This window comes from Streptomyces sp. NPDC048142 (genome assembly GCF_043202835.1).
Classification (GTDB): domain Bacteria; phylum Actinomycetota; class Actinomycetes; order Streptomycetales; family Streptomycetaceae; genus Streptomyces.
The window spans coordinates 78,506-103,149 of sequence record NZ_JBIDBC010000019.1 but is presented as its reverse complement, the minus strand read 5'-3'; the positions used below and the strand labels follow the sequence as shown (position 1 = coordinate 103,149).

Below are 24,644 nucleotides of genomic sequence, written 5' to 3'. Positions count from 1 at the left end.
AGCACCGGCCCTGAGGGGCATCCGCTCCTCCCCAGCGCCGGTCGACGTCGCCGGAGGTGCCCATGAGTGCAGAGGCCGCCGATCCGGGCGCCCCCCTTCGCAGGCGGAGCCGCCCCCGGATCGATCTGCGCAGACTGGGCCGGGTGGCACTGCGCGGCCCGGTCTCCCGCGACCGGCTGCCCGATGCCATCGGACACGTCGCCGAGGCGCACCGCGCCCACCACCCCGACGCCGACCTCACCATCCTGCGGCGGGCGTACGTCCTCGCGGAGTCCTCGCACCGCGGCCAGATGCGCAAGAGCGGCGAGCCGTACATCACGCACCCGCTGGCCGTCACCCTGATCCTCGCCGAGCTCGGCGCCGAGACCACCACCCTCACCGCCTCCCTGCTCCACGACACCGTCGAGGACACGGAGGTGACGCTCGATCAGGTGCGGGAGCAGTTCGGCGACGAGGTCTGCTATCTCGTCGACGGCGTCACCAAGCTGGAGAAGGTAGACTACGGCGCCGCCGCCGAACCGGAGACCTTCCGCAAGATGCTCGTCGCCACCGGCAACGACGTCCGGGTCATGTCGATCAAGCTCGCGGACCGGCTGCACAACGTGCGCACCCTCGGTGTGATGCGCCCCGAGAAGCAGGCCAGGATCGCCAAGGTCACCCGGGACGTCCTCATCCCGCTCGCCGAACGGCTCGGCGTGCAGGCGCTCAAGACCGAGCTGGAGGACCTGGTCTTCGCGATCCTGCAACCCGAGGAGTACGAGCACACCCGCGCCCTGATCAGCGCCGCGGCAGGCCAGGACGCCCCCCTCGAAACCATCGCCGACAACGTACGGCACACCCTGCGGGCCGCCGGTATCAGCGCCGAAGTCCTGATCAGGCCACGCCACTTCGTCTCCGTGCACCGGGTCCGCAGGAAACGCGGTGAACTGCGCGGCACCGACTTCGGCCGGCTGCTCGTCCTCGTCGGCGAGGACGCCGACTGCTACGCCGTCCTCGGTGAACTGCACACCTGCTTCACCCCGGTGATCTCCGAGTTCAAGGACTTCATCGCCGCCCCCAAGTTCAACCTGTACCAGTCGCTGCACACTGCCGTCGTCGGCCCCGGGGGCGCCGTCGCCGAAGTCCTCATCCGTACGCACCGGATGCACAAGGTCGCCGAAGCGGGCGTCGTCGCGCTGGGCAACCCGTACGCCCAGGACCACACCGCCGCCCCGCAGACCGAGCCGTCCGACGAGCGCGCCGACCCGACCCGGCCCGGCTGGCTCTCCCGGCTGCTGGACTGGCAGGAGTCCGCCACCGACCCCGACACCTTCTGGACCACCCTGCGCGACGACCTCGCCCAGGACCGCGAGATCACCGTGTTCCGCACCGACGGCGGCACCGTCGGGCTGCCCGCCGGGGCCAGCTGCGTCGACGCCGCCTACGCGCAGTACGGCGACCGCGCGCACACCTCCATCGGGGCCCGGGTCAACGGCCGCCTCGCCACCCTGAGCACGGTCCTCAGCGACGGCGACACCGTGCAGCTGCTGCTCGCCCAGGACACCGCCTCCGGCCCCTCGCCCGACTGGCTCGACCATGTGCGTACCCCCGCCGCCCGGATCGCGATCACCGGCTGGCTCACCGACCACCCCGACGAGGCGAAGCCCGGCCCGGAGACCGTGGACGCGAGCGGACCCGGCCGGCCCGAGCCGGCCGTCGGCGCCCCGGTACGCGACGCTCAGGCCGTCGCGCCGGCGCGCACCCGGTCCGGCCCCCGCTCCACCGGCGTCGTCGTCGACGGGCCGGGCGCGCCGGTGCGCCTGGCCGGCTGCTGCACGCCGGTGCCCCCCGACGAGCTGACCGGCTTCGTCGTCCGCGGCGGCGCGGTCACCGTGCACCGCCGCGAGTGCCCCGCCGTGGCCGCCATGCAGGAGATCGGCCGTGCCCCGGTCGGGGCCCGCTGGGCGGACGCCGGGGGCCGGGAGTCCGACGCGGGCTGCCGGGTCACCCTCGTCGCCGAGTCCTTCGGCCGGCCCCGGCTCCTCGCCGACCTCACCGAGGCCATCGCCACCGCCGGGGCGGCGATCTTCTCCGCCACCGTGGAGCCGCCCAGTGAGCAGCGGGTCCGCCACACCTACACCCTCCAGCTCCCCGATGCGGCGGGTCTTCCCGCCCTGATGCGCGCCATGCGCGAGGTCGCCGGGGTCTACGACGTCAGCCGCGCCCAGCAACCGTCCTCGTCCGGCTGAGCCAATCCGTAAGCAGCTCGTCCGAAATCAGCGCGCCCGAAACGGCTCGTCCGAAGCGGCTCGCTCCGGAAGCGGCCTGTTCCGGCCGGCCGAGCTGTTCCACCCCCGGCGGTGCGTTCTCGTTCGGGTGGTGTGGAGCGCGGCTCCCCGCCGGGACCGACGAGCGCTGATAGCGGTAGTCCATGCCGCTCCTGACCCGCCGCCTGCGCGCCGCCCTGCTGGCGACTGCCTCGGCCACTCTCGTCGCCGCCACCCTGCCCGCCCCCGAGCCCCTGGGCATCGGAGACCGGCTCTTCCCCGAGCTGGGCAACCCCGGCTACGACGTACTCGCGTACGACATCGACCTCACGTACCACGGCAGCAACACCGAGCCCCTGGACGCCGTCACGAAGATCAGGGCCCGCACCACCGCCGCACTGGACCGGATCAACCTCGACTTCGCCCGGGGCACCGTCCACGGGGTCGAGGTCAACGGACGGGCCGCCGACTTCGGCAGCAAGCGTGAGGACCTGGTCGTCCGGGCCCCCCGCCGTCTCCCCGCGGGCGTACCGCTGAACATCACCGTCCGGCACACCAGCGACCCGAGCGGATCCGGGGACGACGGCGGCTGGGTCCGTACCGCCGACGGGCTCGCCATGGCCAACCAGGCCGACGCCGCCCACCGCGTCTTCCCGAGCAACGACCACCCCTCGGACAAGGCGTACTTCACCTTCCGGATCACCGCCCCGGAGAAGCTGACGGCGGTCGCGGGCGGCCTGCCCGCGGGGAAGACCCGGCGCGGGGCCACGACCACCTGGACGTACCGCACCGAGCACCCCATGGCCACCGAGCTGGCCCAGGTCTCCATCGGCAGCTCCGCCGTCGCGCACCGCACGGGACCGCACGGACTGCCGGTCCGCGACGTCGTCCCGGCCGCCGACCGCAAGACGCTGGAGCCGTGGCTGAAGAAGACCCCGGCCCAGCTGGAGTGGATGGAGAAGCAGGTCGGGCGCTACCCCTTCGAGACGTACGGGGTACTCGTCGCCGACAGCCCCATCGGCTTCGCCCTGGAGACCCAGACGCTCTCGCTGTTCGGGAAGTCGTTCTTCACCGAGCCCGGCTACCCGGAGTGGTACGTCGACTCGGTGATGATCCACGAGCTGGCCCACCAGTGGTTCGGCAACAGCGTCTCGCCCGAGAGCTGGTCCGACCTGTGGCTCAACGAAGGACACGCCAGCTGGTACGAGGCCCGGTACGCCGAGGAGAACGGGGGTGTGACCCTGGAGCGGCGGATGCGGCACGCGTACACGCTCTCCGACGGCTGGCGCGCGGACGGCGGCCCTCCGGCGCACCCGGACGGCCCGGTCCCGGGGCAGAAGCTCAGCCTGTTCCGCCCGGTCATGTACGACGGCAGCGCGCTGGTGCTCTACGCCCTGCGCCAGGAGATCGGCGAGGCCGCGTTCGACCGGCTGGAGCGCACCTGGGTCCGGGTGCACCGGGACTCCACGGCGGCCACCGAGGACTTCACCCGGCTGGCGTCCGGCATCGCGGGACGGGACCTGACCGCCTTCTTCGACGGCTGGCTGTACGGGAAGAAGACCCCGGCGATGCCCGGCCACCCCGACTGGAGCAGCGCGAAACCCGCGTGACGGGCCCGGTGGGGCCGTGCCACTATCGACGCGTCGGCGCGGCGGGACGCACCGGGGTTCCCGGAAGGGAATCATCCGGGAAGATCACACGTTGTGACTGACGTAAAGACTTCTATCGACGTAAGGATCCAATGACCTCCTCTTCTTCCCTTCCCCAGGACGCGCAGGACGCGCAGAGCGCCACGGAGAACACCCCCGAGAGCCTCACCGAAAGCCTTCGGGCCGACGCCCTGATGGAAGAGGACGTCGCCTGGAGCCAGGAGATCGACGGAGCGCGGGACGGCGACCAGCTGGACCGCTCCGAGCGTGCCGCGCTGCGGCGCGTGGCCGGTCTCTCCACGGAGCTCGAGGACGTCACCGAGGTCGAGTACCGCCAGCTGCGCCTGGAGCGCGTGGTGCTGGTGGGCGTCTGGACCTCGGGGACGGTGCACGACGCGGAGATCTCCCTCGCGGAGCTCGCCGCACTCGCCGAGACGGCGGGCGCACAGGTGCTGGACGCGGTGTACCAGCGGCGCGACAAGCCGGACCCGGCCACCTACATCGGCTCGGGCAAGGCGCTGGAGCTCCGTGACATGGTGCTCGAATCCGGTGCCGACACCGTCGTCTGCGACGGTGAGCTGAGCCCCGGCCAGCTGATCCACCTGGAAGACGTCGTCAAGGTGAAGGTGGTCGACCGGACCGCGCTGATCCTCGACATCTTCGCCCAGCACGCCAAGTCCCGCGAGGGCAAGGCACAGGTCTCGCTGGCCCAGATGCAGTACATGCTGCCGCGGCTGCGCGGCTGGGGTCAGTCGCTCTCCCGTCAGATGGGCGGCGGCGGTTCCAGCGGCGGTGGCGGCATGGCCACGCGTGGTCCCGGTGAGACCAAGATCGAGACGGACCGGCGACGGATCCGCGAGAAGATGGCGAAGATGCGCCGGGAGATCGCGGAGATGAAGACCGGCCGCGAGATCAAGCGGCAGGAGCGCAAGCGCAACAAGGTGCCCTCCGTCGCCATCGCCGGATACACCAACGCCGGCAAGTCCTCGCTCCTCAACCGCCTGACCGGGGCCGGTGTCCTGGTGGAGAACTCCCTGTTCGCCACCCTGGACCCGACCGTCCGCCGGGCCGAGACGCCGAGCGGCCGTATCTACACCCTGGCCGACACCGTCGGGTTCGTCCGGCATCTGCCGCACCACCTCGTCGAGGCGTTCCGCTCCACCATGGAGGAGGTCGGCGAGTCCGATCTCATCCTCCACGTGGTGGACGGCTCCCACCCGGTGCCGGAGGAGCAGCTCGCCGCGGTGCGCGAGGTCATCCGGGACGTCGGCGCGGTGGACGTACGCGAGATCGTCGTGATCAACAAGGCGGACGCGGCGGACCCCCTGGTCCTCCAGCGGCTGCTGCGCAACGAGAAGTACGCCATCACGGTCTCGGCCAGGACCGGCGCCGGAATCGACGAGCTCCTCGCGCTCATCGACGCCGAGCTGCCCCGTCCGTCCGTCGAGATCGAGGTGCTCGTGCCGTACATCCAGGGGGCTCTGGTCTCCCGGGTGCACGCCGAGGGCGAGGTGCTCTCCGAGGAGCACACCGCCGATGGCACCCTGCTCAAGGCCCAGGTCCACGAGGAGCTGGCCGCGGAGCTCGGGACCTTCGTCCCCGCCGCGCACTGACGATCGCGGCACCGCACGACGAACCGAAGGCCCGGCCCTCCAGGAATCTCCAGGAGGGCCGGGCCTTCGGCGTACGTACAGCCCTCAGCGACCGGCGAACTTCTCGCTCATCATCGTGAAGGTGCGCCGGGCGTCCTCACCGAGCCGAGGGCCGGCCAGCCAGCCGGCGGTGACCGGGCCGATCGAGGTGTTGGACACCAGCATCGACTTCCCGTCCGGCCCGGCGACGAACCAGCCGCCGCCGGAGGAGCCGCCGGTCATCGTGCAGCCGATCCGGTACATGACCGGAGTGCCCGGGGCGATCGAGAGCCGGCCGGGACGGTCGACGCACCGGTGCATCAGCAGCCCGTCGTAGGGCGGACCGGCCGGGTAGCCCCAGGCGCCCATGCCGCTGATCCGCTGGACCTCGGGGGCGTCGAAGGAGACCGACAGCGCGTTGCCCACCGTCTCCTCCAGCGACTTCGTGCCGCTCGAAGGCTTCACATGCAGGATCGCGTAGTCGTACGGCGCGCCCGCTCCGCCCGTCGGGCCACCGCCGGAGATCCACTCGCCGGAGGACGCGGCCCAGTCCGCCCAGTAGGTGCCGTAGGGGGCGATCTCCTGCGGCCGCGCGGTCCGCAGCTGCGCCGCGTTCTTGCCCTGGTCGTTGTACGAGGGCACGAAGACGATGTTGCGGTACCAGCCGCCGCCCGCGCCGGCGTGCACGCAGTGCCCGGCGGTCCACACGAGGTTCGACCGGCCGGGGTTCTTCGGGTCCTTCACGACCGTGCCCGAGCAGACCATGGAGCCCTTGGGCGAGTCGAAGAAGACCTTGCCGACCGGTGCGGCATGCCGGTGGTAGGGCAGCTTCTCCGGCTTGGCCCGTACCGGGGCGGGCTCCGGGTCGCTGACGTCCTGCCCGGCGGAGAGGTCACCGGCCGCCATCGTCTTGGCGGGCTCCTCGGCCGACGCCATCCGGTCCGGCTTCCACAGGCCGTCGATGACCGGGTTGACGAAGTCCTCGGCCTTGCGGAGCCAGCGGTCCTTGTCCCAGTTCTTCCACTCCCCGTCCTTCCACTTCTCCGGGTCCACCCCGTGCTTCTCCAGGGCGTCGCCCAGTTCGCCGGGAAGGCCGGCGGCGGGGTCCTTGCCGGAGGCCTCGTCGGTGGCCGACGGCTTCGCGGCAGCGGCGTCCTCGTCCGGGCCACAGGCTGTGGCCGTCAGTGTGAGCGCCGCGACGAGGCCGGTAGCGGCCAGCAGCGGACGTATCGATCGCATGGAAGAGAACCCCCTGAGCGGCTGAGTCGTACGGTTGTTTCGCGTGCGTGGATATCCGGTCGCAGTGTGTCATGTGCTTGTCATGCATGATCCCGGGGTTCACCGCCGGTCAAGCGCGGCCCCCGGCCGGCGACTGCCGTGCCAGGGGCCGAGGATGAGGTCCCGTGCGGAGAATCCCGTCGCCGGGCCTACCGGCCCGCGTACTTCTCGCTGACCGCGCGGTAGATGCCCTCGGCCTCCTTACCGAGCCGCGGACCGGCCAGCCAGCCCGCCGTGACCGGGCCGATCGAGGTGTTCGAGACCAGGGCGGGCTTGCCGTCCCGGCCCGCCGCGACCCAGCCGCCGCCGGAGGAGCCACCGGTCATCGTGCAGCCGATGCGGTACATCGTCGGCTCGTCCTGGCGGACCGAGAGACGGCCCGGCTCGTCCTGGCACTGGAGCAGCTTCTGACCGTCGAACGGCGGCGCGGCCGGGTAGCCCGTGGCCGTCATGCCGGCGATCTCCGGCACGGCGGGAGCGTCGAACTCCACCGGCAGCGCCGAACCGACCGTCTCCTCCAGCGACTTGCCGCCCGCGCCCTTCTCCGGCGCCACGTGCAGCACCGCGAAGTCGTACGGGGCGCCCTGGCCGCCGACCGCCGCGCCCTCGGCGATCCACTGCTCGGAGGTCTGGGCCCACTGGCCCCACCACACACCGTAGGGAGCGATCTTCTCCTTGGACGCGGTCTCCAGCTCGGCCAGCGACAGGCCGTCGTTGTTGTACGCCGGGACGAAGGCGATGTTGCGGTACCAGCCGCCCTTCTTGCCCGCGTGGACACAGTGCCCGGCGGTCCACACCATGTTGGACCTGCCGGGGTTCGCCGGGTCCTTCACCACGGTCGCGGAACAGACCATCGAGCCCTGGGGGCCGTCGAAGAGCAGCTTCCCGGACTCCGGGGCGTTGTCGTGGTACGGCGTCGCGACACCGGCCGCCCGGACCGGGGACGGCGTCGGGTCCGTCACGCCGTCGTCGCCCGAGATGTCGTTGTCGACCGGGTTCTCCGGCGGCTTGTCGGCCTCCCGCATCCGGTCCGGGTCCCACAGGCCGTCGATGACCGGGTTGACGAAGTCCTTGGCCTCACGCAGCCACTTGTCCTTGTCCCAGTTCTTCCACTCCCCGTCCCGCCACTTGTCGGGGTCGATCCCGTGCTCCTTGAGCCGGTTCTTCAGCTCGTCCGGAATGGTGACCTTGCCGTCGGACGACTGATCGGCCGAGGCGCTGGGCGTGGAGACCGCGTTGTCCTCCTCCGGGCCGCACGCGGTGGCGGTGAGCGCCAGCACGGCGGCGACGGCGGTCGCGGCCAGCGCGGTGGACGGCATACGCCGTGCGCGCCTCCCGCGCCGTGCGGTATCGGTCGGGCGAATGGGTCGCATCTCGTGATCCCCCTGGGACTTCGTCACTCGGTACTCGTGCTGCATTGCGGACACTTCGGGCGCGGATCAGGTGCTTCCGCGCCGCTGTGCGGCCCCCACTATGCCGGTGCCGATGGTGACGGCACGCGGCAGGTCCGCGGTTCCGCCGCCGCGAGGATGTTCCGATTCGGCCGTGATCCATCGCGGACGGCGTCGTTGGTACGTACGGGGGACACCAGGACAGCGTTCACGCCCTCGGTGCGTCCGCGCGAGAACGTACCGACGTGCAACGCAACTGTTACCGCTGGAGGATCAAGAGCCGTGTCCGTGACCGAACCCGCACCGGTGGCGCCGCCCTCCGCACACGAAGGCATCCTCCGCCGGCAGTCCCTGCGTGAATCGGCGGCCCGCACCTACGCACGGTCCCTGCCGATCGTCCCGGTGCGCGCCCGCGGACTCACCATCGAGGGCGCCGACGGACGCCGCTACCTCGACTGCCTGTCGGGCGCCGGCACCCTGGCGCTCGGGCACAACCACCCCGTCGTGCTCGAAGCCATCCGTAAGGTCATCGACTCCGGCGCGCCCCTGCACGTGCTGGACCTCGCCACCCCGGTCAAGGACGCCTTCACCACCGAGCTGTTCGCCACGCTGCCGCGGGAGTTCGCCGACAACGCCCGCATCCAGTTCTGCGGCCCCGCCGGCACGGACGCCGTCGAGGCCGCGTTCAAACTGGTCCGGGCCGCGACCGGGCGCACCGGCCTGCTGGCCTTCACCGGCGCGTACCACGGCATGACCGCCGGCGCCCTGGAGGCTTCCGGCGGCGCCACCGACGTACGGGTCACCCGGCTGCCCTTCCCGCAGGACTACCGCTGCCCGTTCGGGACCGGCGGCGAACACGGAGCCGCGCTCGCCGCCCGCTGGACCGAACACCTCCTGGACGACCGCAAGGGCGGGGTGCCGGCCCCGGCCGGGATGATCGTGGAGCCGGTCCAGGGCGAGGGCGGCGTCAACCCCGCCCCGGACTCCTGGCTGCGCCGCATGCGCGGGATCACCGCGGACCGCTCCATTCCGCTCATCGCCGACGAGGTGCAGACCGGGGTCGGCAGGACCGGCGCCTTCTGGGCCGTGGAGCACAGCGGCATCGTGCCCGACGTCATGGTCCTCTCCAAGGCGATCGGCGGTTCGCTGCCGCTGGCCGTGATCGTCTACCGCGCTGAGCTGGATCTTTGGCAGCCGGGCGCGCACGCGGGTACGTTTCGTGGCAACCAGCTCGCCATGGCGGCGGGCGCGGCCACGCTCGCGTACGTCAGGGAGAACCAACTGGCGGACCGCGCGGCGGTCCTGGGGTCCTGGATGCTCGCCCGCCTGACGGAGTTGCGGGCGCACCACCCGGGAATCGGTGACGTTCGGGGGCGGGGACTGATGATCGGCCTGGAGCTGGTGGATCCCGAACGCGCGCCCCTGTCCGCCGAAGCCGGCGACCACACCCCGGCCCCGCCGCCCGACCCGGCCCTCGCCCTCGCCGTCCAGCAGGAATGCCTGCGGCGCGGCCTCATCGTCGAACTGGGCGGCCGGCACGACGCCGTGGTCCGCCTTCTGCCGCCCCTCACCCTCACCGACGAGCAGGCGAGTGCCGTCGTCGACCGTCTCGCCGACGCGCTGGCAGCCGCGACACGCTCCCCGCACCGTCGGACCACCACCGGGCCGATCACCTGATCCCGGAATCCCCACAAGGAAGAACGCCGTGAACCCCACCCCCGCGTCCGAGGCCGACGGCCCCGGCACCCCCCAGCACCGAGGGCAGGACGGACCGGCCGCCCCCGGCACGGTCGAGGCGACGACCGTGCCCCGCCAGAAATCCGGGCGCCACGGCGACCCGAACCCCCCTGCGTACGGACCGGGTCCGGGACCCGGGGCGCCGACGGACCAGGACCGGGGGCCCGACGCGCTCGACGATCCGGACCCGCTGCGGGCCGCCGACGCGGCGGGCACGGAGAGCCTCCTGCGGTGCTGGACCCGGGAGAGCGACCTGCCCCGCCCCGACGGCGACACCCTGCGCATCGCCTTCCCCGCCAGCGGCACCGCCCTGCTCGTCCCCGTGCGGTACTGGTCCGCCACCGGGGCCCACCGCTTCGGCGCACCCGTCCTGGAGAACGCCCCCGCCGACGCCCCGCCCGCCGACGCCGCCACCGTCGCCGTCCTCATCGGCCGCGAGGGCGGCGAGAGCGGCGCGGGCGATCTGGTCGCCCGGGTAGCCGACTCCGTACGCCACACCGCCGACTTCATCGAGCAGCGGCGGTGCAGCCCGGCGGACCCCGCCGAGGCCGACCTCTTCCTCACCGCCGAACAGTCCCTGCTGCTCGGCCACCCCCTCCACCCCACGCCCAAGAGCCGCGAAGGCCTCTCCGCGTCGGAGGCCCGCCGCTATTCGCCGGAGCTCCACGGCTCCTTCCCGCTCCACTGGTTCGCCGTCGACCGGTCGCTGACCGCCACCGACTCGGCCTGGACCGCGGGCGGTCCGGCCACCGCCGACGAGCTGCTCGCCCCGTACGCCGAAGGGCTGCGCCTGCCCCCCGGCACCGTCGCCGTCCCCGTCCACCCCTGGCAGGCCGCCGATCTGCTCCACCGCCCCCAGGTCCGGGCCCTCGCCGACACCGGCCTGCTCCACGACCTCGGCCCCCACGGCGAGCACTGGCACCCCACCTCATCCATCCGCACCGTGCACCGGCCCGGCGCGCGGGTCATGCTCAAGCTCTCCCTCGGCGTGCGCATCACCAACTCCCGCCGGGAGAACCTCCGCAAGGAGCTGCACCGGGGCGTCGAGGTCCACCGCCTCCTGTCGACCGGACTCGCCGAGCGCTGGCAGCGGGCGCACCCCGGCTTCGACATCGTCCGGGACCCCGCCTGGCTCGCCGTCGACGACCCCGAGGGCTCACCCGTCACCGGGCTCGACGTGATGCTCCGCCACAACCCCTTCGGCCCCGGCGACGACGCCGCCTGCATCGCGGGACTCACCGCGCAGCGCCCCCGGCCCGGACAGCCCGGCATGCGCTCCCGGCTCGCCGAGGCCGTCTCCCGGCTGTCCGCCGGCACCGGCCTCACCCCCGCCGCCGTCGCCGTCGAATGGTTCCGCCGCTATCTGGACCACGTCGTGCTCCCCGTCCTCTGGCTCGACGCCCACGGCGGAGTCGCGCTCGAAGCCCACCAGCAGAACACCCTCGTCCTCCTCGACCCGGACGGCTGGCCCGTCGGCGGCCGCTACCGGGACAACCAGGGCTACTACTTCCGCGACTCCCGCCGCACCGAGCTGGAGGAGCGGCTTCCCGGCATCGGCGCGGTCAGCGACACCTTCGTCTCCGACCCGGTCACCGACGAGCGGTTCGCCTACTACCTCGGCATCAACAACGTCCTCGGACTCATCGGGGCGTTCGGGGCCCAGCACCTGGCCGACGAGCAGGAACTCCTCGCCGTCCTGCGACAGTTCCTCACCGAGGCCGCGGAACTGGGCTCGCCGCTGCCCGCGTATCTCCTGGAGAACCGCCAACTGCGCTGCAAGGCCAACCTGCTGACCCGGCTGCACGGCCTCGACGAGCTGGTCGGACCGGTCGACACCCAGTCGGTGTACGTCACCATCGCCAACCCGCTGTACAGCTGAGCCACCGCACCGGGCAGACTCCGAGCGCACCCGCTCCGCAGCAGCCCACCGACCGCACCCGGTCCAGAGAGGAGAGCGCCACCGTGCCTCCCGCCGACCCCTCAGCGGAACCCGGCGCCTCAGCGGAGTCCGACCGCTCAGCGGAACCCGGCGCTCCGGTGGGAACCCGGCGCCCCGCCGCACCGCCCGACGGCGGCGCGGGTGAGATCTCCGCCGTCGGGGGCGCCCCCGACGGCGGGAGCACCGGCGTCGAGGACACCCTCGACCTCAAGCTCACCGAGGAGCTCCTCGGCCTGATCGCCGGGGAGCGGAACACCGGGGCGACCCACGCCCGGGACCGATCCGGGGCCTCCCATGAGCTGCTGGGCGACCCGGGGGCCTGGCCGCCGGCGACCACGGCGGCGGGTGAGTTCGGGCTCCTGCCCGTACGGCCGGAGCGCGATCTCCCCGTACTCAGCCGCTGGATGAACGACCCCGCCGTGGCGGCCTTCTGGGAGCTCGCCGGACCCGAGTCCGTCACCGCCGACCACCTCAGGACCCAGCTCGAAGGGGACGGACGCAGCATCCCCTGCCTCGGCGTGCTCGACGGCACGCCCGTGAGCTACTGGGAGATCTACCGCGCCGACCTCGACCCCTTGGCCCGCCACTACCCGGCCCGCCCCCACGACACCGGTGTCCACCTCCTCATCGGGGGCGTGAACAACCGGGGCCGGGGCGTGGGCACCACTCTGCTCCGCGCCGTCGCCGACCTCGTCCTGGACAACCTTCCTCGGTGCGGACGGGTCGTCGCCGAGCCGGACCTGCGCAACACCCCATCCGTATCCGCGTTCCTCAGTGCCGGCTTCCGCTTCTCCGCCGAAGTGGATCTCCCCGACAAACGCGCCGCGCTGATGATCCGCGACCGAACGTACCGAGCCCAGCTGTGACTTACTCGCCGCACTTTCCACACCGCTCGAACCTCATAGGTTCCATCCGGAGGAGTCCCCGTGCCGACATATCCCGCGAGCCGTGATTCAGCCGAGTCCCCGCAGCTGTTCAGCCCTCCGGAGCTGAACCGGCAGATCTGGGACCGGGCCGCAGCACGGCTTCTCGCCAAGATGCTCGGCGAGTTCGCCTACGAGAAGATCATCGAGCCGGTACCGGGGCCCGGGACCGGCGGACTCCACCGGCTGACCCTCGACGACGGGGGAGTGCTCGCCTTCACCGCCCGGCGCGGCGTCTACGGCAGCTGGCGCGTCGACCCCGACTCGATCGAGGTCACCGAGCAGCCCCCGGCCGCCCACACCAACGGCTCACCGGCCGCCGCGCGGCAGGCCAACGGCTCACCGGCCCTGGCGCATCCCGCCGCGCAGTCCAACGGTTCACTCTCCGGGGCCCGGCCGTTCGGCGACCCGCTGGCGTTCCTCACCCGGGCCCGGGGCCTCCTCGGACTCGACGGCACGACGCTGGGCCATCTCATCCGCGAGCTGACCCGGACCCTGTCCGCCGACGCCCGGCTCGACCACACCGCGCTCACCGCTGACCGGCTCGCCGCCCTGGACTACGCGGAGCTGGAAGGCCATCAGACCGGCCACCCCTGGCTGGTGGCGAGCAAGGGACGGCTCGGGTTCTCCGCCGCCGACGCCGCCCGCTTCGCCCCCGAGACCCGCAGCCCGCTCCGGCTGCCGTGGATCGCGGTCAGTACCCGCATCGCGCAGTACCGGGGCGTGGGCCGCCTCACCACCCCCGACCAGCTGTACGCCGGTGAGCTCGACCCGAGCGTCCGGGACGCCTTCGGCGAGGTCCTGCGGGCCAGGGGACACGACCCGCGGGACTACCTCTACCTCCCCGTGCACCCCTGGCAGTGGGACGAGTGGATCGTGCCGCTCTTCGCCCCGGCCATCGCCGACGGCGACATCGTGGCCCTGCACACCGACGGGGACGCCCGCCTCCCGCAGCAGTCCATTCGCACGTTCGCCAATGTGGAGCACCCCGAGCGGCACACCGTGAAGCTCCCGCTCTCCATTCTCAACACCCTGGTCTGGCGTGGCCTGCCGACCGAGCGGACCCTCGCCGCCCCCGCGGTCACCGCCTGGGTCCAGGGACTGTGCGCGGACGACCCGTTCCTGCGCGACACCTGCCGGGTCGTCCTCCTCGGCGAGGTCGCCTCCGTCGCCGTCGAGCATCCGCTGTACGACCACCTCCCGGAAGCGCCCTACCAGTACAAGGAGATCCTCGGCGCGATCTGGCGGGAGCCCCTGCCGCCCCGCCTCGCCCCGGGCGAACGCGCCCGCACGCTCGCCTCCCTCCTGCATACGGATCCGGCGGGCCGCGCCTTCACCGCCGAACTGGTCGAGCGCTCCGGACTGTCCCCGGACACCTGGCTCAAGCGGCTCTTCGCCGCCCTGCTGCCGCCCCTGCTGCACTTCCTCTACCGCTACGGCACCGTCTTCTCCCCGCACGGCGAGAACGCCATCGTCGTGTTCGACGAGAACGACGTACCCGTACGGCTCGCCATCAAGGACTTCGTCGACGACGTCAACGTCAGCGCCCACCCGCTGCCGGAGCACGACACGATGCCCGACGAGGTCCGCGCCGTCCTTCTCACCGAGGAGCCGTCCTTCCTCACCCAGTTCATCCACTCCGGCCTCTTCGTCGGCGTCTTCCGCTATCTGTCCCCCCTGTGCGAGGAACAGCTCGGGGTGCCCGAGGACGCTTTCTGGTCACTCGTCCGGGCGGAGATCGTCCGCCACCACGCCCGTTTTCCGGAGCTGAAGGAGCGGTTCGAGCTGTTCGACATGCTGACCCCCGAGATCGAGCGCCTCTGCCTGAACCGCAACCGCCTGCTGGTCGACGGCTACCGGGACCGTGCCAGCCGCCCGCACGCGGCGATCCACGGCACGGTTCCCAACCCGTTGCACCCCTCCGCCCGCGTCCGGGAGTGACCGCCGTTGTCAGTGGTGCGCCGTAGGCTGGTCGGGCTATGACGAAGCCACCCCTCCCCGAACTCCTGCACGCCGCCGTCACCGCTGTCGGCGGTACGGAAAGGCCCGGCCAGGTCACCATGGCCGAAGCCGTCGCCGAGGCCGTCGACGACCAATCCCACCTGCTCGTCCAGGCCGGCACCGGTACGGGCAAGTCGCTCGGCTATCTGGTGCCGGCCCTGGCGCACGGGGAGCGGGTCGTCGTGGCCACGGCGACCCTCGCCCTCCAGCGCCAGCTCGTGGAGCGAGACCTGCCGCGTACGGTCGAATCCCTGCATCCGCTGCTGCGGCGGCGCCCGCAGTTCGCCATGCTCAAGGGCCGGTCGAACTACCTCTGCCTGCACCGGCTCCACGAAGGGGTTCCGCAGGACGAGGAGGAAGGGCTGTTCGACCAGTTCGAGGCGGCGGCCCCGTCCAGCAAGCTGGGCCAGGACCTGCTGCGGCTGCGGGACTGGTCGGACGAGACGGAGACGGGCGACCGGGACGATCTGACCCCCGGCGTCTCGGACCGGGCCTGGGCGCAGATCTCGGTCTCCTCGCGTGAGTGCCTGGGCGCGACGAAGTGCGCGTACGGCGCGGAGTGCTTCGCGGAGGCGGCCCGCGAGCGTGCGAAGCTCGCGGACGTGGTCGTCACCAACCACGCGCTGCTCGCGATCGACGCCATCGAGGGCGCGCCGGTGCTGCCCCCGCACGAGGTCCTGATCGTCGACGAGGCCCATGAGCTGGTCTCCCGGGTCACCGGCGTCGCCACCGGCGAGCTCACCCCCGCCCAGGTCAACCGCGCGGTCCGCCGGGCGGCGAAGCTGGTCAACGAGAAGGCCGCCGACGCGCTCCAGACCGCCGCCGAGGGTTTCGAGCGGGTCATGGAGCTGGCGCTCCCGGGGCGTCTGGAAGAGGTGCCCGAGGACCTCGAGTACGCACTGATGGCACTGCGTGACGCGGCGCGCACGGTGATCTCCGCGATCGGCGCCACCCGGGACAAGTCGGTCGAGGACGAGAACGCCGTACGCAAGCAGGCCCTGGCCTCGGTCGAGTCGATCCACGGCGTCGCCGAGCGCATTACCCAGGGCTCCGAGTACGACGTCGTCTGGTACGAGCAGCACGACCGGTTCGGGGCCTCCGTGCGGGTGGCTCCGCTCTCCGTCTCCGGGCTGCTGCGCGAGAAGCTCTTCGCCGAGCGGTCCGTGGTGCTGACCTCGGCCACCCTCAAGCTCGGCGGCGATTTCAACGGCGTGGGCGCGTCTCTCGGGCTGGCCCCCGAGGGCACGGCGGGCGAGGACGTCCCGCAGTGGAAGGGGCTGGACGTCGGATCCCCGTTCGACTACCCGAAGCAGGGCATCCTCTATGTCGCCCGTCATCTCAACACCCCGGGGCGCGAGGGGGCGCGTACGGACATGCTGGACGAGCTCGCCGAGCTGGTGGAGGCGGCCGGCGGTCGCACGCTGGGCCTGTTCTCCTCCATGCGGGGAGCCAAGGCGGCGGCCGAGGAGCTCCGGGGCCGCATGGACAGGCCGATCCTCCTCCAGGGCGAGGAGACGCTCGGCGAGCTGATCAAGAACTTCGCGGCCGACCCGGAGACCTGCCTCTTCGGCACCCTGTCGCTCTGGCAGGGCGTCGACGTCCCGGGCCCGAGCTGTCAGCTGGTGGTCATGGACCGGATCCCGTTCCCCCGGCCGGACGATCCGCTGATGAGCGCGCGGCAGAAGGCGGTCGAGGAGGCGGGCGGCAACGGCTTCATGGCGGTGGCGGCGACGCACGCCGCTCTGCTGATGGCCCAGGGCGCGGGCCGGCTGGTCCGGGCCACGGGCGACAAGGGCGTCGTCGCCGTGCTGGACCCGAGGCTCGCCAACGCGCGGTACGGAAGCTATCTGCGCGCCTCGCTGCCGGACTTCTGGTACACCACGGACCGGAACCAGGCGCGCCGCTCCCTGGCCGCCATCGACGCCAAGGCCAAGGCCGACAAGGAGTAGGAGTTGCCCTGCCAATGAGGCAGGCAGGGCAAGGCAAAGCCCCGGGACCGACGTCATGATCGACGTCCTAGGCAGAGATCCCGGGGCGGACAGCCGTGACCGACGCTCTTCTCGGACCCGACTTCTCGGACCCGACTTCCTCAGACCCGACTTCCTCAGACCCGACGCAGCACCGCCACCACCTTGCCCAGGATGGTCGCCTCGTCGCCGGGGATCGGCTGGTACGCGGCGTTGTGAGGGAGCAGCCATACGTGACCGTCCTCCCGGCGGAAGCGCTTGACCGTCGCCTCGCCGTCGAGCATGGCGGCGACGATGTCCCCGTTCTCCGCGACGGGCTGGCGGCGGACGGTGACCCAGTCGCCGTCACAGATCGCGGCCTCGATCATCGAGTCGCCGACGACCTTCAGGACGAACAGCTCACCGTCGCCCACGAGTTGGCGGGGGAGCGGGAAGACGTCCTCGACGGACTCCTCGGCGAGGATCGGGCCACCGGCGGCGATCCGGCCCACCAGAGGCACATAGGACGCGGCGGGCTTGCCCGTCGTGTCGGTCGGCTGGGTGCTGGGCTGGTCCGATCCGCGCACCTCGTAGGCGCGGGGCCGGTGCGGGTCCCGGCGGAGGAAGCCCTTGCGCTCCAGCGCCATCAGCTGATGGGCGACGGACGATGTGCTGGACAGGCCCACCGCCTGACCGATCTCCCGCATGGAGGGCGGGTATCCGCGCCGCTGCACGGAGTCGCGGATGACCTCGATGACCCGCCGTTGCCGGTCCGTGAGCCCGGAGCTGTCCGCCCGGATCCCGGGGGGCCTGCCGGGCATGGAACGTCCCGGGCGTGCGGGCTCGGGCCCGTCCGTGTTCGTGACTGAGTCATTCATGGCATGCACCGGCTCAAGTCGGCTCTGGGAGCGGTGGTCCCGGGCGGTGATGGTGGCACTGTCTGCGGTGGTGGTCACGTCGGCCCCTCTCGAATGTTCTCCCTAGCTGGACAACGGTAGTAGCTTTCGAAAGGTTGCGCCAAACACACGTTCGAGTGAAAAACGAATAAAGGGGTGCCGTGGTGCAGCCGAGAGGTGTATGAGCAGCAGGGCGGAGAGCGCGAGCGGTCTCCGTGGGGGACCCGCCGCGGTCCCGTTCCCCAGTCTTTCATCCGGACCCGGGTACCGGAGCCCCGGCGCTCGGCGGCCCCGCGATTCCCGTACCCTCTTCTCTGGCCCACGCTCCCTCCGAGTGGCCTCCGAGTGGCCTTCGGGCGGGCTGCGGTCGGCCCTCCGGGCGAGGTCCCGGCGAGGTTCCGGCGCGCGACACGCGATGGGACCCGAAACGCGACTCAACCCTAGATCTAGTGGTTGGATTGCTCCAGTCGCCCAGAAGTTGTGGTCTCGGTTCAATCGCGCCGTGCTCATCGCCTATGCTGGAGGCTGCTTCCAGGGGCCCTAGAAGGGCCCTGAAGAGGCTATTCAGTCGTGCGTGTGAAGGAGGGTTGGGAGCCATGCACTGCCCCTTCTGCAGGCACCCCGACAGCAGGGTCGTCGACAGTCGCACCACCGACGACGGGACATCGATCCGTCGCCGCCGGCAGTGCCCCGACTGTTCCCGCCGTTTCACCACGGTGGAGACCTGCTCGCTGATGGTGGTCAAGCGCAGCGGCGTGACCGAGCCCTTCAGCCGTACCAAGGTCATCTCCGGCGTCCGCAAGGCGTGCCAGGGGCGACCCGTCACGGAGGACGCCCTCGCCAAACTCGGCCAGCGGGTCGAGGAGGCGGTGCGCGCCACCGGCAGCGCCGAGCTGACCACCCACGACGTGGGACTGGCCATCCTCGGCCCGCTGCAGGAACTCGACCTGGTCGCGTACCTGCGCTTCGCGTCCGTGTACCGGGCGTTCGATTCCCTGGAAGACTTCGAGGCCGCCATCGTGGAACTGCGTGCGCGGCGGCCTTCCGCGGAGGACCGCGGGAGCGGAGAGACCCTTGAGGTCCCCGCGCCCGCCATCGCCGCCGACTGAGCGGTACCCGCCCGGGACGCCCGCGCCCGCAGACGTATCTCTGCGGACCGGCGGCAGGGCGACATGAGATGTGCTTCCGGCTGCCGAGTACGGCTTCCGGAGCATCGGACACACATTGTGCCTGGGAAGATCTGGGCACTTCAGGGCGTTTTCGCCCACATATGGGAGGCGGCATGACAGAGACGGCGAGCGGCCCGGCACGAGGTTCCCGCACCAAGGGCGCCAAGGCGAGCAAGGGTCTGCGTATCGAGCGCATCCACACCAACCCCGGCGTGCACCCGTACGACGAGGTGGCGTGGGAGCGCCGTGACGTCGTCATGACCAACTGGCGCGACGGCTCGATCAACTTCGAGCAGCGTGGCGTCGAGTTCCCCGACTTCTGGTCGGTGAACGCGGTCAACATCGTCACCAGCAAGTACTTCCGCGGGGCTGTCGGCACGCCGCAGCGCGAGACCGGCCTCAAGCAGCTGATCGACCGGATCGTGAAGACGTACCGGAAGGCCGGAGAGGACAACGGCTACTTCGCCTCTCCCGCGGACGCGGAGATCTTCGAGCACGAGCTGGCGTACGCCCTCCTGCACCAGGTCTTCAGCTTCAACTCCCCGGTCTGGTTCAACGTCGGCACGCCCCAGCCGCAGCAGGTCTCCGCCTGCTTCATCCTGGCCGTCGACGACTCCATGGAGTCGATCCTCGACTGGTACAAGGAAGAGGGCATGATCTTCAAGGGCGGCTCCGGCGCCGGCCTGAACCTCTCCCGTATCCGCTCCTCCAAGGAGCTCCTCTCCTCCGGCGGCAACGCCTCGGGACCGGTCTCGTTCATGCGCGGCGCCGACGCGTCCGCCGGAACGATCAAGTCGGGCGGCGCCACCCGCCGCGCGGCCAAGATGGTCATCCTCGACGTCGACCACCCCGACATCGAGGACTTCATCGAGACCAAGGTCAAGGAGGAGGAGAAGATCCGCGCCCTGCGCGACGCGGGCTTCGACATGGACCTGGGCGGCGACGACATCACGTCCGTCCAGTACCAGAACGCCAACAACTCGGTCCGCGTGAACGACGAGTTCATGAAGGCCGTCGAGGCGGGCGGCAAGTTCGGGCTGCGCGCCCGGATGACCGGCGACGTCATCGAAGAGGTCGAGGCCAAGTCCCTCTTCCGCAAGATGGCCGAGGCCGCCTGGGCCTGCGCCGACCCGGGCATCCAGTACGACGACACCATCAACGCCTGGCACACCTGCCCGGAGTCCGGCCGGATCAACGGCTCGAACCCGTGCAGCGAGTACATGCACCTGGACAACACCTCGTGCAACCTGGCCTCGCTGAACCTGATGAAGTTCCTCAAGGACGACGGACTGGGCCACCAGTCCTTCGAGTCCGAGCGCTTCGCCAAGGTCGTCGAGCTGGTCATCACCGCGATGGACATCTCGATCTGCTTCGCGGACTTCCCGACGCAGAAGATCGGCGAGAACACCCGCGCCTACCGTCAGCTGGGCATCGGTTACGCCAACCTCGGCGCCCTCCTGATGGCGACCGGTCACGCGTACGACAGCGAGGGCGGCCGCGCCCTGGCCGGCGCCATCACCTCGCTGATGACCGGCACCTCCTACCGGCGCTCCGCCGAACTGGCCGCGGTCGTGGGCCCGTACGACGGTTACGCCCGCAACGCCGAGCCGCACCAGCGCGTCATGAAGCAGCACTCCGACGCCAACGCCAAGGCCGTCCACGTCGACGACCTCGACTCGCCGGTCTGGGCCGCCGCGACGGAGGCCTGGCAGGACGTGATCCGGCTCGGCGCGAAGAACGGTTTCCGTAACGCGCAGGCCTCGGTCATCGCGCCCACCGGCACCATCGGTCTCGCGATGTCCTGCGACACCACCGGTCTGGAGCCCGACCTCGCCCTGGTCAAGTTCAAGAAGCTGGTCGGCGGCGGCTCGATGCAGATCGTCAACGGCACGGTGCCGCAGGCACTGCGCCGTCTCGGCTACCAGCCGGAGCAGATCGAAGCGATCGTCGCGCACATCGCCGACCACGGCAACGTGGTCGACGCCCCCGGCCTGAAGACCGAGCACTACAGCGTCTTCGACTGCGCGATGGGCGAGCGCTCCATCTCCGCGATGGGCCACGTCCGGATGATGGCGGCCATCCAGCCGTGGATCTCCGGCGCGCTCTCCAAGACGGTGAACCTGCCCGAGACGGCCACCGTCGAGGACGTCGAAGAGGTCTACTTCGAGGCGTGGAAGCTGGGCGTCAAGGCGCTCGCGATCTACCGCGACAACTGCAAGGTCGGCCAGCCCCTCTCCGCCAAGACCAAGGACAAGGAGAAGGAAGAGGTCACCGCGAAGGCCGAGGAGACCATCCGTACGGCGGTCGAGAAGGTCGTCGAGTACCGCCCGGTCCGCAAGCGCCTCCCCAAGGGCCGTCCCGGCATCACCACCTCCTTTACGGTGGGCGGCGCCGAGGGCTACATGACCGCCAACTCCTACCCGGACGACGGTCTCGGCGAGGTCTTCCTGAAGATGTCCAAGCAGGGTTCGACCCTCGCGGGCATGATGGACGCCTTCTCCATCGCGGTCTCGGTCGGTCTGCAGTACGGCGTCCCGCTGGAGACGTACGTCTCGAAGTTCACCAACATGCGCTTCGAGCCGGCCGGTATGACGGACGACCCGGACGTGCGGATGGCGCAGTCGATCGTCGACTACATCTTCCGCCGCCTGGCGCTCGACTTCCTGCCGTTCGAGACCCGCTCGGCCCTCGGCATCCACTCCGCCGAGGAGCGTCAGCGTCACCTGGACACCGGCAGTTACGAGCCGTCGTTCGATGCGGACGGCCTGGACGCGGACAGCCTGGCGCAGTCGGCCCCGGTCCACGCCGAGCCCCTGAAGGTGGTGGCGGCTCCTGAGGAGTCCGCCGTGAAGCCCGCACCGAAGACGGCGCACACCTCGGCCGAACTGGTCGAGATGCAGCTCGGCATCAGCGCCGACGCCCCGCTCTGCTTCTCCTGCGGTACGAAGATGCAGCGCGCCGGATCCTGCTACATCTGCGAGGGCTGCGGCTCGACGAGCGGCTGCAGCTGAGGATTTCCGGAACCGCGTCGGACGCCCCGTGCGACGTAGCCCGCATCCATAGCTGACGTACGGCTCACGAAGGGGACCGGCCATCGGCCGGTCCCCTTCGGCATGTCACCGACACCCCGTGCCGGGTTGTCCGGAAACAGCCGTTGTCACGCTTCGGGGGCCCGGCTGCCCATCACCGCGGCGAACGCGTCGGGGGCGCCGTCGAAGCCGCGTACGCCCGCCCGGAATCCCCAGGGCCCCGAGCCGTCCCGGGTGAACTCCCCGACGACCGCCGCGGTCGCCCACGCCACGCCGGAGAAGTCGTTCTCGGTGAGGATCGTGTAGCCCTCGCCGATCTCCACCGCCGTGCTCCGTATGGCGCCGAAGGTCTTGTGACCGTCGCGCTGCTGGATGGCGACACCGACCACCACCCGCCCGTACCTGTCCGCCAGCCGGTCCAGCTCGATGGTCATGACCTCGTCGAAGCCGAAGCCCTGGCCGGTCCGGCTGTCCCGGTTCAGCGTGATGGTGCCGTCCGGCGAGCGGCTGTCGAAGTGCACGAGGTAGGCGGGTGCGCCGTACGGCTCGTCGGCCGGGTAGGTCGCCGCGATGATGTCGAGGTCGTTGGCCGGCTCCCCGTGCGGGCTGGGATCCCATTTGACCCGCACCTCGACCTGCTCGATGTCCTTGTTCGGAGTGCTCAAGGGACTTCCCTCCCGCCCGACGGCCCGCGGACCGTTCTCATCACCCGATACACGATTCACCCGATCATGTACGGAACCGGCCGCGGAACCAACTGCCCCGGCCACGGACGGCGGATTCGGGCCACCCGCCGGCCGCCGGCGACCAGGTCGCCGGGATCGGCGCGATGGTCGTGCGCGGTACCTCGTGACGCCTGCCGCGCGTCACGACAGGCCGGGCGCGTTCTCCCGGGCGGGATCCTTGGATGCCGGGTGATCAGGACCGCCGGCCGGGGCGGCGGCACGCAGCGCCGCTTCGACCCGGCGGTTGCTGGTCATGGATGCCGTGACGGCCGTCATCGCCAGGAGGAGGCCTGCGGCGGCGTAGAGCGGGGTGCGGATGTCGTAGGTGGTGGCCAGCCAGCCGCCGAGGAAAGCCCCGACGGGGGCGGCGCACATGGCCAGCATGCGGGAGGTGGAGGCGACCCGGCCCATCAGATGGGCGGGGACGATCGCCTGCCGGAGGGAGGGCGCGAGCACCATCGTGGCGCCCATGCCGGCCCCGCAGACGGCGAGCGCCAGCCCGGCGACGTACGGGTTCGGGGCAGCGGCCAGCCCCAGGATGGCCAGCCCCTCGACGGTGGCTGTGCAGGTCAGTGCGGTGCCGGTGCCGAGTCGTCGGCCAAGGCGGGAGGCGATGCCTGCACCGAGCAGGCCGCCGGCGGCCTCCGCCGTGAGGAGCAGGCCGAAGCCGTAGGTGTCGATGCCGAGGCGGTCGTGCGCGAAGAGGGCGAGGACGGTCTCCACCGCGAGGAAGGCGACGTTTCCGACCGCCGGGCGGAGTGCCAGGCCGAGCAGCACCCGGTCCCGGAAGACGTACGAGGCCCCGGCCCGCGCCTGCCGAAGCAGCGAGTCGCGGACCTCCGGCACGGGCCGGGGCATGGCGGGCAGGGTACGGACGAGCAGCGCGGAGAACAGGAACGACACCGCGTCGGCGAGCAGCGGAACCGCCCGCCCGAGCGCGAGCAGCGCACCGCCCGCAGGCGGCCCCGCGAAACCGGACATGGCGGTCTGGGCGCCGCGCAGGCGGGAGTTGGCGCGCTCAAGGAGCGCGGGGTCGCGGCGGAGCAGATCCGGCAGGTAGGCCGTGGCGGCCGTATCGAAGAACAACCCGCCGAGGCCGAGCAGGAAGGCGACGGCCGCGAGCAGCGGAATGCTCAGCGCGTCGAGCACGGCCGCTGCCGCCGGTATCGCGAGCAGCGCCGCACGCGCCGCGTCCGCGACCCACATCGTGCGCCGACGGTCCCAGCGGTCCACCAGCGCACCGCCGAGCACCCCGAAGAGCAGCCACGGCAGCGTCCCGGCGGCCGTGACGGCGGCGAGCGCCATCGGATCCCGCGTCAACGTCAACGCGAGCAGCGGCAGCGCGGCATGCGACACCCCGTCGCCGAGCGAGGACACCGTCTGCGCCGCCCACAGCCGTCCGAAACCGGTCGGCGACTTCCGGACATCTGACGTCACTCGGCACCCCCCTCAGCCTGCTCGCGCGTCGCCGGGTGGAACAGCGCGAAGACGAGTGACGCGTCCGGCAGCGCCGGATCGGACAACTCGCGGTACTCGTCCGCCAACGCCTGTAGCCGCGCCCCCAGCTCCGCGAACTGCTCCTCGGTGAGCCGAAGATGCGCCATCCGCACATGCCGCTCGCCGTCCGCCGGAGACGCCTCCAGGTCCGCCACCGCATGACGCATCAGCACATCCGGCCCTCCTTCGCCCGGATCCGGCAGCGCGATCGCTCGCGCGGCCATCGCGTAGTACCGCTCGGTGACCCCCCGCACCTTCCGCGTCCGTACCACCTTCACCAGGCCGGCCCGCTCCAGCAGTCGCACGTGATAGCTGGAACTCCCCTTCGCGAGGCCCAACCGTTGGGCGATCTGCGTGATCGTCGTCGGCTCGAAGCGGAGCACGGCCATGATCCGGTGGCGCGTGAGATTGGAGACGGCGCGCAGCTGCTCGTCAGTGGTGACGTGAAACGTCTCGGGAAGATCGTCGGTAGGCATGCGAGCAATGGTCAACAAACCTTGACCATTGCGCAAGAGGATTACGCACGGACTTCCGGAAATCTGCTGTCCGGCGCGCGAGACCTGGCGCCGAGCCCCTCATCTCCGCTG

At 71.3% G+C, this 24,644-nt stretch carries 16 protein-coding genes; 10 read left to right on the top strand and 6 right to left on the bottom strand.

What is annotated here, in order from left to right:
• The first annotated feature begins 62 nt into the window (after positions 1-62).
• The 3 genes from ACGF2Y_RS23240 (at position 63) to hflX (ending at position 5,508) form a co-directional block, all read left to right on the top strand.
• Entirely contained in the window at positions 63-2,228 is a 2,166-nt protein-coding gene (locus ACGF2Y_RS23240; protein WP_392950609.1) for a RelA/SpoT family protein, read from the top strand.
• Positions 2,229-2,410: 182 nt separating this feature from the next.
• Complete coding sequence (locus ACGF2Y_RS23235; RefSeq protein ID WP_392950607.1) at positions 2,411-3,856, top strand: M1 family metallopeptidase; 1,446 nt, start codon at positions 2,411-2,413, stop codon at positions 3,854-3,856.
• A 131-nt stretch (positions 3,857-3,987) separates the two neighbouring features.
• Entirely contained in the window at positions 3,988-5,508 is a 1,521-nt protein-coding gene (hflX, locus tag ACGF2Y_RS23230) for a GTPase HflX (RefSeq protein WP_392950605.1), read from the top strand.
• Positions 5,509-5,592: 84 nt separating this feature from the next.
• On the opposite strand, the gene ACGF2Y_RS23225 is transcribed toward hflX, so the two are convergent.
• The gene (locus ACGF2Y_RS23225) at positions 5,593-6,765 is read right to left on the bottom strand and encodes a trypsin-like serine peptidase (RefSeq protein ID WP_392950602.1); all 1,173 of its coding nucleotides are present in this window, start codon (positions 6,763-6,765) and stop codon (positions 5,593-5,595) included.
• 188 nt (positions 6,766-6,953) lie between these two features.
• Positions 6,954-8,123 carry a trypsin-like serine peptidase gene (locus ACGF2Y_RS23220; protein ID WP_392950599.1) on the bottom strand — a complete coding sequence of 390 codons (1,170 nt, stop codon included), beginning with the start codon at positions 8,121-8,123 and terminating at the stop codon, positions 6,954-6,956.
• Positions 8,124-8,477: 354 nt separating this feature from the next.
• On the opposite strand from ACGF2Y_RS23220, the gene ACGF2Y_RS23215 reads away from it, so the two are divergent.
• From ACGF2Y_RS23215 to ACGF2Y_RS23195, 5 genes are all read left to right on the top strand, one after another.
• Positions 8,478-9,872, top strand: coding sequence for a diaminobutyrate--2-oxoglutarate transaminase family protein (locus tag ACGF2Y_RS23215; protein ID WP_392950596.1), 1,395 nt, complete (start codon positions 8,478-8,480; stop codon positions 9,870-9,872).
• A gap of 28 nt (positions 9,873-9,900) precedes the next feature.
• Positions 9,901-11,811, top strand: coding sequence for an IucA/IucC family protein (locus ACGF2Y_RS23210; RefSeq protein ID WP_392950593.1), 1,911 nt, complete (start codon positions 9,901-9,903; stop codon positions 11,809-11,811).
• Between the two features lie 158 nt (positions 11,812-11,969).
• The gene (locus tag ACGF2Y_RS23205; RefSeq protein ID WP_392950590.1) at positions 11,970-12,737 is read left to right on the top strand and encodes a GNAT family N-acetyltransferase; all 768 of its coding nucleotides are present in this window, start codon (positions 11,970-11,972) and stop codon (positions 12,735-12,737) included.
• Positions 12,738-12,797: 60 nt separating this feature from the next.
• A complete protein-coding gene (locus tag ACGF2Y_RS23200) occupies positions 12,798-14,735 on the top strand; it encodes an IucA/IucC family protein (RefSeq protein ID WP_392950588.1) in 1,938 nt (645 codons plus the stop codon).
• A gap of 38 nt (positions 14,736-14,773) precedes the next feature.
• Positions 14,774-16,744, top strand: a complete 1,971-nt coding sequence (locus ACGF2Y_RS23195; RefSeq protein WP_392950586.1) for an ATP-dependent DNA helicase — start codon at positions 14,774-14,776, stop codon at positions 16,742-16,744.
• A gap of 155 nt (positions 16,745-16,899) precedes the next feature.
• Here ACGF2Y_RS23195 and lexA read toward each other — a convergent pair whose 3' ends face one another.
• The gene (gene lexA / locus ACGF2Y_RS23190; protein ID WP_010072358.1) at positions 16,900-17,697 is read right to left on the bottom strand and encodes a transcriptional repressor LexA; all 798 of its coding nucleotides are present in this window, start codon (positions 17,695-17,697) and stop codon (positions 16,900-16,902) included.
• Between the two features lie 536 nt (positions 17,698-18,233).
• Between lexA and nrdR the strand changes: the two genes are divergently transcribed.
• Together nrdR and ACGF2Y_RS23180 are read left to right on the top strand one after the other, a co-directional pair.
• Positions 18,234-18,746, top strand: a complete 513-nt coding sequence (nrdR, locus tag ACGF2Y_RS23185) for a transcriptional regulator NrdR (protein ID WP_392950584.1) — start codon at positions 18,234-18,236, stop codon at positions 18,744-18,746.
• A 173-nt stretch (positions 18,747-18,919) separates the two neighbouring features.
• Positions 18,920-21,817, top strand: a complete 2,898-nt coding sequence (locus ACGF2Y_RS23180; RefSeq protein WP_392950581.1) for a vitamin B12-dependent ribonucleotide reductase — start codon at positions 18,920-18,922, stop codon at positions 21,815-21,817.
• Positions 21,818-21,963: 146 nt separating this feature from the next.
• Here the strand turns inward: ACGF2Y_RS23180 and ACGF2Y_RS23175 are convergent, their stop codons facing one another.
• The 3 genes from ACGF2Y_RS23175 to ACGF2Y_RS23165 form a co-directional block, all read right to left on the bottom strand.
• Positions 21,964-22,500 carry a TerD family protein gene (locus ACGF2Y_RS23175; RefSeq protein WP_392950578.1) on the bottom strand — a complete coding sequence of 179 codons (537 nt, stop codon included), beginning with the start codon at positions 22,498-22,500 and terminating at the stop codon, positions 21,964-21,966.
• Between the two features lie 201 nt (positions 22,501-22,701).
• Positions 22,702-23,997, bottom strand: coding sequence for an MFS transporter (locus tag ACGF2Y_RS23170; protein WP_392950572.1), 1,296 nt, complete (start codon positions 23,995-23,997; stop codon positions 22,702-22,704).
• Positions 23,994-24,533 (bottom strand): ArsR/SmtB family transcription factor, encoded by a 540-nt coding sequence (locus ACGF2Y_RS23165; RefSeq protein ID WP_392950569.1) that lies wholly within the window; start codon positions 24,531-24,533, stop codon positions 23,994-23,996. The genes ACGF2Y_RS23170 and ACGF2Y_RS23165 overlap by 4 nt, the downstream gene beginning before the upstream one ends.
• Positions 24,534-24,644 lie beyond the last annotated feature (111 nt).

What these genes read in the sequence shown, in the direction of transcription:
- ACGF2Y_RS23240 (WP_392950609.1), top strand. Translation starts at nt 63, where the DNA reads ATGAGTGCAGAGGCCGCCGATCCGGGCGCCCCCCTTCGCAGGCGGAGC.
- ACGF2Y_RS23235 (WP_392950607.1), top strand. Translation starts at nt 2,411, where the DNA reads ATGCCGCTCCTGACCCGCCGCCTGCGCGCCGCCCTGCTGGCGACTGCC.
- hflX (WP_392950605.1), top strand. Translation starts at nt 3,988, where the DNA reads ATGACCTCCTCTTCTTCCCTTCCCCAGGACGCGCAGGACGCGCAGAGC.
- ACGF2Y_RS23225 (WP_392950602.1), bottom strand. Translation starts at nt 6,765, where the DNA reads ATGCGATCGATACGTCCGCTGCTGGCCGCTACCGGCCTCGTCGCGGCG.
- ACGF2Y_RS23220 (WP_392950599.1), bottom strand. Translation starts at nt 8,123, where the DNA reads ATGCCGTCCACCGCGCTGGCCGCGACCGCCGTCGCCGCCGTGCTGGCG.
- ACGF2Y_RS23195 (WP_392950586.1), top strand. Translation starts at nt 14,774, where the DNA reads ATGACGAAGCCACCCCTCCCCGAACTCCTGCACGCCGCCGTCACCGCT.
- nrdR (WP_392950584.1), top strand. Translation starts at nt 18,234, where the DNA reads ATGCACTGCCCCTTCTGCAGGCACCCCGACAGCAGGGTCGTCGACAGT.
- ACGF2Y_RS23180 (WP_392950581.1), top strand. Translation starts at nt 18,920, where the DNA reads ATGACAGAGACGGCGAGCGGCCCGGCACGAGGTTCCCGCACCAAGGGC.
- ACGF2Y_RS23165 (WP_392950569.1), bottom strand. Translation starts at nt 24,533, where the DNA reads ATGCCTACCGACGATCTTCCCGAGACGTTTCACGTCACCACTGACGAG.